The organism is Nocardioides sp. R-C-SC26 (assembly GCF_021246465.1).
In the GTDB taxonomy this organism is placed as follows: domain Bacteria; phylum Actinomycetota; class Actinomycetes; order Propionibacteriales; family Nocardioidaceae; genus Nocardioides.
Window position 1 is genome coordinate 1 of sequence record NZ_JAHRHK010000034.1, and the last position, 8,160, is coordinate 8,160.

Genomic DNA, 8,160 nt, shown 5'->3' on the forward strand with positions numbered 1-8,160 from the left:
AAACGTGGTGCCCTGGCCCTGGCCCGCCAGCCCCGCGACGGCCCCCGCGGAGACGGCGCCCGTCGCGGCGAGCGACGTCGCGATCACGTGGCGGCGGCTCAGAGGCATGTACGGCCTTCCCACTCCCGAGATATCGGCTCCCGCCGGGAGCCGCTGACCTCACGAGGTTACTGCGGTCCCAGGACGTTGCGGCCTCGCACGTGCCGTCCCGCGAGCCGACGACGTCGGGGAACGCGAGGTTTCTCATACTCCTGACGGCTGATGGGCCGAGGTGAATGACTGCTAACTTCCGAGGCATGCGCTCCAGCAAGGACTTCTTCCGCCCGCTCGCCGTCGGCGCCCCCGAGCCGGTCCGCGAGATCCCGGCCCGCCCCAGCCGCGCGATCCACTTCTTCGACCCGAGCAACGCGAAGATGGCGGCGAAGATCCCCGCCATGGTGGGCACCGTCGACGTGCTGCTCGGCAACCTCGAGGACGCCGTCAAGGCCGACAACAAGGTCGCCGCCCGCGAGGGCCTGGTGACCATCGCCCAGGAGACGGCCAACCTCGGAGGGCAGAGCGGCCCGACACAGCTCTGGACGCGGATCAACGCACTCGACAGCCCGTGGGTGCTCGACGACCTCACGACGCTGGTGCCCGCGATCGGCGAGAAGCTCGACGTGATCATGGTGCCGAAGGTGCAGGGCGCCGAGGACATCCACTACATCGACCGGATCCTGGCCCAGCTCGAGGCGAAGGCCGGCATCACCAAGCCGATCCTGGTGCACGCGATCCTCGAGACGGCCCGCGGCGTGGCCAATATCGAGGAGATCTGCGGTGCGAGTCCGCGGATGCAGGGGCTCTCGCTCGGCCCCGCCGACCTCGCGGCCGACCGCCGGATGAAGACCACCCGCGTCGGCGGCGGCCACCCCGGCTACCTGGTGCGGCAGGACCCAGCGTCCTCCGCAGAGGACGACATCCTCGCGGCGCGCACGACCTACCAGCAGGACCTGTGGCACTACACGATCGCGCGGATGGTCGACGCCTGCGCGATGCACGGCATCTATCCCTACTACGGCCCGTTCGGCGACATCGCCGACGTCGTGGCCTGCGAGGACCAGTTCCGCAACGCGTTCCTGCTCGGCTGTGTCGGAACCTGGAGCCTGCACCCCAAGCAGATCGCGATCGCCAACCGCGTCTTCAGCCCGAGCGTGGCCGACATCAAGCACGCCCGCCGCGTGGTCGCCGCGATGGGCGACGGCACGGGTGCGGTGATGCTCGACGGCAAGATGGAGGACGACGCCTCCCTCAAGCAGTGCCTGGTGATGGTCGAGCTGGCCGAGAAGCTGGCCGCGATCGACCCCGAGCTCAAGGCCGCCTACGACGCGATCTCCCTGGAGGACTGATCACCGTGACCGCACCTGAATTCACGCCGCTCCGCTCGGTGCTCTACATGCCGAGCTCGAACGCCAAGGCATTGGAGAAGGCCAAGACCCTCCCGGTCGACGGCATCATCTTCGACCTCGAGGACGCTGTGGCGCCCGACGCCAAGCCCGAGGCGCGCGCCGCGGCCGCGGCCGCCGTCGCCTCCGGCGAGTACGGACGCCGCACCCTGACCATCCGGGTCAACGGCATCGGCACGCAGTGGCACGACGACGACATCATCGCCGCGTCGCAGGCCGGCCCGCACGCGATCGTCGTCCCCAAGGTGAACAGCGCCGAGGAGGTGCGCCAGTTGGTCGCCGCGATGGAGACCGCCGGTGCGCCCGCGCACACCAGGCTCTGGGCGATGGTCGAGACCCCGATCGCGATCCTGAGCGCGCTGGAGATCGCCCAGGCCAGCGACCGTCTCGGCGCGTTCGTGCTCGGCACCAACGACCTGGTCAAGGAGCTCTACTGCGAGCACGTGCCCGGTCGCGCTCCGGTGCTGCCGAGCCTGCACACGGCGCTCCTCGCCGGACGCGCTGCGGGCATCGCCGTCATCGATGGCGTCTACAACGACGTGAAGAACCTCGACGGCTTCCTCGCCGAGTGCGAGCAGGGGCGCCAGATGGGCTTCGACGGCAAGACGCTGATCCACCCCGGCCAGGTCGAGGGTGCCAACGAGGCGTTCGCCCCCTCGGAGCAGGCGATCGAGGATGCACGCGGCATCCTGGCCGCCTGGGAGGAAGGCAAGGACCGTGGCGTCGTGACCTACAACGGGCGCATGGTGGAGAACCTGCATGTCGAGTCGGCCACCCGCACGCTCTCGATCGCCGAGGCGATCGCCGCTCTCCAGGCCTGACCGGTCGGCCGGAACTCTCGATGCGCGCCGTCCTCCAGAGGGTGTCGGAGGCGTCGGTGGTCGTCGAGGGCGAGACCGTCGGCGCGCTCGACGACCCAGGGCTCCTGGTCTACCTGGGCATCACCCACGACGACGGCGACGACGACGTCGCGTGGATGGCGCGCAAGATCTGGGAGACGCGCATCCTGCGTGAGGAGCGCTCGGCCTCCGACGTCGACGCACCTGTGCTGCTGGTCAGCCAGTTCACGCTGTACGGCGACGTCCGCAAGGGCCGCCGTCCGAGCTGGTCGACGGCGGCGCCCGGCGCGATCTCCGAGCCGCTCTACGAGGCGGTCGCTGCGGAGCTGCGCCGCCTGGGCGCCCTCGTGGCGTGCGGAGTCTTCGGTGCCGACATGACCGTGCACTCGGTCAACGACGGGCCGGTCACGCTCCTCCTGGAGTCGCCGTCTCGAGGCGGGCCTGAGGGATAGCAAACGGGTTCTGGTCGCTAAAACTGGCCGATCGCGTACCTGACGCCGACGAAAACCCGTTTGCTATCCATCCCAGACCTCCCGGACGGCGTCCGCGACGAGGGCGGCCTGGGCGTAGCCCGCCCGAGCCGAGCCCGGACGGGCCGCGGGGTCGAGCACGTTGGGTCCGATCGCGGCGCGGGCCGCGTCGTCGGGGGTGATGACCACGTGCGGGATGCCGAGATCCCTCAGTTGCGCCCCCGCACTGCGCACCGGCCCGATGGAGCGGTCCAGCGGCGAGAGCACCACGGCGACGTCGCAGCCGGCGGCCAGATCGGCGTTGCCGCCCGAGCGGACACCTCCGTCGACGAAGACCCGGACGGCGCCGCCGGTGCGGATCGGGATCGGCGGGTAGACGCACGGCACCGCGCAACTGGCGTTGACGGCGTCCTCCAGCGAGACGTCGGCGTGGGTGCCGTGCGGTCCGAACACGGCCAGCTTGCCGGTCTCGACGTCGACCCCGGTGACGCGCAGGTCGCGGTCGCCGAACTCGAGGCCGCCGATGCGGAGCGCGACCTGGGAGTAGCGCTCCTCCACGCTCGGCACCGTGCCGGCCCGCGCGGCGGCGACGGCACGGCGTCCGAGCAGGCGGCCGAAGCGCTCGATGTCGCCGCGTGCCCGCAGGAGGCACCACGCGAACTGCACCGCGACTCCCCGCCCGATCGCGGCGAGCGGGGCGGCGCCGTCGACCCCCGGGGTGCCGGGCGCCGCCTGCTGTCGCGCGTAGAGCTCTCCGATCGCCAGACCCCCGGTGATCTGGGCACCGACGATCGAGCCGGCCGAGGTGCCGATCACCCGGTCGGCTGCCGTGAGATCGATGCCCGCGTCCGCCAGTCCGGCGAGCAGACCCGTCTCCCAGGCGATGCCGGTGATGCCGCCGCCGCCGAGGACCAGTGCTCGTGTCATGACAGCAACCCAACCATCTGGCCATCCGGGCCGGTCAGCGCGGCGGCGACACCGCCGCCCCCGGCGGCGGGGAGTAGCGGCGCACCGCCGTCGCCTTGACGGCGAGCCACACCGGCGCGCCGTCGGCGATCTCGAGCTCGGCGACCGCCTCGGGGGTCAGGTCGGCCAGCAGGTCCAGGCCCTCGTCGGTCGCGACGGCGATCCGCAAGGCGGATCCGTGTCGGGTCACCGTCGAGACGACGCCGTGCCAGCGCAGCCGCGGCGAATCGGTCGGTTCGGCGAGAGCGACGGTGACGACCGACGGCGAGAAGGCGACGAACCGGGTCGGCGTCTCCTGCACGACGTTCAACCCCGCGAGCCGGGCCACGTGCTCGGTCAACGGTTGCGCCGAGACCTCGGCGGTCGTGCCGTACTGGGCGATCACGCCCCGGTCGAGCACGAGCACCCGGTCGGCGAGGGTGGCGGCGTCGAGGGCGTCGTGGGTGACGAGCAGCGTGACGCCGGAGAAGTCGCGCAAGTGCTGCGCCAACACCCGGCGCAGCCCGAGTGCCACCCCGACGTCCAGGCCGGCGAAGGGCTCGTCGAGCAGCAGCACCTCCGGCTCGACGGCGAGCGCGCGGGCCAACGCGACCCGTTGCGCCTGCCCGCCGGAGAGCTCGTGCGGACGCCGGTGCGCGAGGTCGCCGATCTCGAAGCGGTCCAGCCATCGAGCCGCCAGTCGGCGGGCGGCAGCTCGCGACGCGCCACGACGGCGCGGGCCGAACGCGACGTTCTCCAGGGCACTCAGGTGCGGGAACAGCAGCTGACCCTGGAAGGCCAGCCCGATCCGACGGTCGCGCACCCGAAGCGCGCGGGTGGTGCGGGCGGCGCCGTCCCAGCGCTGATCACCGACCCTGATGTCGCCGACCGGTCCGTGGAGGCCGGCGACGGCGTGCAGCAGCGTGGACTTGCCCGCGCCGTTCGGGCCGAGCACGGCGACCACCTCACCCGGCTGCGCGCTGAACGCCGCGCGCACGCGCCCCGGCACGGTGACGTCGACGTCGAGCGGTCCGCCTGCCATCACGGCACCCTCAGCCAGCGGTCGCGCAACCCGGCCAGCACGAGCACCGAGGCGAGCAGCAGCACCATGCTGATGGTGCGCGCGACCTCGACGTCACCCTGGAGCTCGCTGTAGATCAGCGACGGCAGCGTCTGGGTGGTGCCCGGGTAGTTCCCGGCGAAGGTGATCGTCGCGCCGAACTCTCCCAACGATCGCGCCCAGGCCAGTGCGCAACCGGCGATCAGGCCCGGGAGGGCGAGCGGCAGGGTGACACGGCGGAACGTGGTCCATCGGCCGGCGCCGAGCGTGGCGGCGACGTCGTCCCACCGGGCACCGTTCGAGCGCAGCACGCCCTCGACAGCCAGCACGTAGAAGGGCAGCGCCACGAAGGTGTGCGCGATGATCACCGCCGCCGTCGTGTACGGGATGCGGTAGCCGAACGACTCGTCGAGCCAGGAGCCGATCAGGCCCGTGCGGCCGAGCGCTGCGACGAGCGCGACTCCGGCCACGACCGGGGGAAGCACCAACGGCACCACCACGAGCGCTCGCACCAGCGCACGGCCCGGGAACACCACGCGCGCCAGCACCCAGGAGAGAGGCGTGCCGATGAGGACGCACAGTCCGACCGTGGCCAGCGAGGTGATCGCACTCAACGCGAGCGCGTCACGCACGGCCTCCGTGCGCAGCCTGTCCCAGAAGTCCTCCCAGGGCGTGCCTGCCACCAGTGCCACGAGGGGCACGACGAGGAACGCCACCGCGAGGACGGCGGGCAGGACGAGCACGAGGGGCGGACCGCCCAGGCGCGGGCGCGTGGGCAGTCGGCCACCGCTGCGTCGGCGAACCGCTGCGCGGCGCGAGGCCGTGGCCCGCTCCCGTTCCTGGACGCCGTCCCCGTGGCTCACGGCGCCCCGAAGCCGGCGTCCGCCAGCACCCGCCGGCCCTCGTCGGAGAGCACGAGCTCGATGAACTCCGCGGCCAGGTCGTCGTCGCCGGTCTGCTCGAGGACGCCGATCGGGTACTCCAACAGCTGGGTCTCGGCTCCCGGGATCTCGATCGACACGACGTCGGCCCCGGCCGCCGTCGCGTCGGTGACGTAGACCAGCCCGGCGTCGGCCTCGCCGGAGGCGACCTTGGCGAGCACCGCCTTGACGTCGACCTCGAGGCTGGCCGGGTCGGCGGTGATGCCGCCGTCGGCGATCAGGGCCGCTCCGACGACGCCACAGGGGGCGGTCTCCACACAGAGAACGTAGTCCACCCCGGGCTTGTCGAGATCGGCGAAGGAGCTGATGCCGGCCGGGTTGTCGGCCGGCACGACGAGGGTCATCACATTGGTCGCGAACGTCTGCGGGTCGCCGTCGATCGCGCCGCCCGCGACGGCGTCGTCCATCGTGCGCAGATCGGCAGTGGCCAGTACGTCGGCCGGGGCGCCCTCGACCGCCTGGGCGGCCAACGTGGCCGAGGAATCGAAGGCGAAGGTGACATCGACGCCGTCGTGGGTCTTCTCGAACTCCTCACCCAGCGCGGTGAACGTCTCGGTGAGCGAGGCAGCAGCCAGCACGGTGAGCTCCTTCTCACCGGCCTCGGCGCCGGCGCCCTCCTCGCTGCTGCACGCAGCGAGCGAGCTGGCGAGCGCGAGGGAGGCAGCGAGGGGAATGAGCAGACGACGACGCATGGCGGGATCCGATCTGGATGTGGGTTTAAACCTAGGTATGTCCTAGGTATCCGGAGAGCCTGCCAGATCGGATGGGTCGCCCCCTCGTGCTAGCCAGATTCGACGCCTCGACCCGCCTCGACGATGACCGTCGTCGCCTTGACCACCGCGGTCGCCCGGACGCCGGGCGCCAGGCCCAACTCGTCGGCCGCCTCACGACTCATCAGCGAGACGACGCGGAAGTCGCCGCAGGCCAGCTCCACTTGGGCCATCACGCCGTCCTTCTCCACCGCGACGACGACGCCCGCGAGTCGGTTGCGCGCGCTCGACCCGGCTCCGGCCGGGCGATGCGCGAGCACGTCGGCCAGCCGGTCGGCGCGCAGGACCCGCTTGCCACCTTGGCGCTCGAACTCCACCCGCCCCTCGGCCTCCCAGCGCCGCAGGGTGTCGACCGACACCCCGACGGCGGTCGCCACTTCACCGATCCGCAGCCACTCCGCCATGACGGCGAGGCTAGTGCCGCGGGCACTGGTCGTACGCCGGGCCATCGTCTCCGAGCGCGCTCCCTTAAGAGTTCACGAAGAACCTGTCCGGACCGGTGCCCGACTCCAGTGCCGATCCTCCGGCGCGGCGCTACTGTTCTGGCGACCACACCAGGCAAGACGGAGGAACCCCGATGGGACTCATTCAGGCTGCGATCGGCGCACTCGGCGGCACTCTGGCCGATCAGTGGAAGGACTTCTACACGGTGCCGAACGGCCTGGCGCCGACGGCAGCGGTCTTCTCCGCCGCAGCGCAGGGCGAGAACGCCGGGCGGGGCTCGAACACCCGCGGCTCCGACGGCGTCATCACCAACGGCAGCAAGATCGTCGTGCCCGAGGGGTACGGCCTGGTGCTCATGCAGGACGGCGCCATCACCGGCTTCGCGGCCGAGCCCGGCGCGTACGAGTGGAACTCCGACGCCCAGGACTCCCAGTCCATCTTCGACGGCGACGGCATCGTCAGCCCGCTCATCAAGACGTCGTGGGAGCGCTTCAAGTTCGGCGGTCGGCCGAGCAGCCAGCAGCGCGCCTACTTCGTCACGCTCAAGGAGCTGCCGAACAACCGCTTCGGTACGCAGTCGGAGATCTACTGGGACGACGCGTACATGAACGCCCAGGTCGGTGCGATCACGCGCGGCACCTACACGATGAAGATCATCGACCCGATCCTCTTCATCCGGTCCTTCGTGCCCGCGACCTACCTCGAGCCGGGCAAGGTCTTCGACTTCACCGACATCGACAACGACGCCGCCTCGCAGCTGTTCAACGAGGTCGTCGGCTCGCTCGCGCCGGCGTTCTCGATGTACACCAACGACCCCACCAAGGGGAACCGGATCACCAAGATCCAGCAGGACTCCATCGGCTTCGCCCACAGCCTCTCGGCCGCCGTCGAGCAGAACTACCAGTGGAGCTCGGGTCGTGGCCTGCAGATCATCTCGACCGCGATCATCTCCATCGAGTACGACGAGAGCACCCGCGAGCTGCTGCGCAACGTGCAGCGCGCCGACGCCCTCTCGGGCGCCCGCGGCAACTCCAACCTCCAGGCCTCGGTGGCGGCGGGTTTCGAGTCCGCCGGCGAGAACGCCGGCCCGGGTGGTCTGATCGGCATGGGCATGGCGGCAGGAGGCGCCGGAATCGGCGGTCTTCAGCAGCCGGTGCCCGGCGTGGGTGCCCAGTCGACGCCGGCCGCGCCCGCGGCCCCGGCGGCGCCCGCTGCGGCACCTGCCGCCGGCGACCCCCAGGGCCAGCTC

General features: G+C 71.4%; 9 protein-coding genes. 4 read left to right on the forward strand and 5 right to left on the reverse strand.

Annotated elements, in window-relative coordinates:
* Positions 1-296: 296 nt before the first annotated feature.
* Genes KSO97_RS17220 through dtd form a run of 3 tightly spaced genes read left to right on the forward strand, consistent with a single transcriptional unit; the run spans position 297 to position 2,733 of the window.
* On the forward strand, positions 297-1,385 hold the full coding sequence (locus tag KSO97_RS17220) for a CoA ester lyase (RefSeq protein WP_232681619.1): 1,089 nt from the start codon (positions 297-299) through the stop codon (positions 1,383-1,385).
* A 5-nt stretch (positions 1,386-1,390) separates the two neighbouring features.
* Complete coding sequence (locus tag KSO97_RS17225; RefSeq protein WP_308188343.1) at positions 1,391-2,263, forward strand: CoA ester lyase; 873 nt, start codon at positions 1,391-1,393, stop codon at positions 2,261-2,263.
* Between the two features lie 20 nt (positions 2,264-2,283).
* Positions 2,284-2,733 carry a D-aminoacyl-tRNA deacylase gene (gene dtd, locus KSO97_RS17230; protein ID WP_232681627.1) on the forward strand — a complete coding sequence of 150 codons (450 nt, stop codon included), beginning with the start codon at positions 2,284-2,286 and terminating at the stop codon, positions 2,731-2,733.
* Positions 2,734-2,796: 63 nt separating this feature from the next.
* On the opposite strand, the gene KSO97_RS17235 is transcribed toward dtd, so the two are convergent.
* From KSO97_RS17235 to KSO97_RS17260, 5 genes are all read right to left on the reverse strand, one after another.
* Positions 2,797-3,678, reverse strand: coding sequence for a patatin-like phospholipase family protein (locus tag KSO97_RS17235; RefSeq protein WP_232681629.1), 882 nt, complete (start codon positions 3,676-3,678; stop codon positions 2,797-2,799).
* Between the two features lie 34 nt (positions 3,679-3,712).
* Complete coding sequence (locus tag KSO97_RS18480; protein ID WP_374198513.1) at positions 3,713-4,738, reverse strand: sulfate/molybdate ABC transporter ATP-binding protein; 1,026 nt, start codon at positions 4,736-4,738, stop codon at positions 3,713-3,715.
* Positions 4,738-5,619, reverse strand: coding sequence for an ABC transporter permease (locus KSO97_RS17250; protein WP_232681638.1), 882 nt, complete (start codon positions 5,617-5,619; stop codon positions 4,738-4,740). Before KSO97_RS17250 ends, KSO97_RS18480 begins: the two co-directional genes overlap by 1 nt.
* Positions 5,616-6,389: a molybdate ABC transporter substrate-binding protein gene (gene modA / locus KSO97_RS17255; protein ID WP_232681640.1), complete on the reverse strand. Its 774-nt coding sequence runs from the start codon at positions 6,387-6,389 to the stop codon at positions 5,616-5,618. The genes KSO97_RS17250 and modA overlap by 4 nt, the downstream gene beginning before the upstream one ends.
* 89 nt (positions 6,390-6,478) lie before the next feature.
* Positions 6,479-6,871 carry a molybdopterin-binding protein gene (locus tag KSO97_RS17260; protein WP_232681642.1) on the reverse strand — a complete coding sequence of 131 codons (393 nt, stop codon included), beginning with the start codon at positions 6,869-6,871 and terminating at the stop codon, positions 6,479-6,481.
* 173 nt (positions 6,872-7,044) lie between these two features.
* Here KSO97_RS17260 and KSO97_RS17265 point away from each other — a divergent pair.
* Positions 7,045-8,160, forward strand: a 1,116-nt coding sequence (locus tag KSO97_RS17265) for an SPFH domain-containing protein (protein WP_232681644.1), incomplete at its 3' end; no start/stop codon positions are given.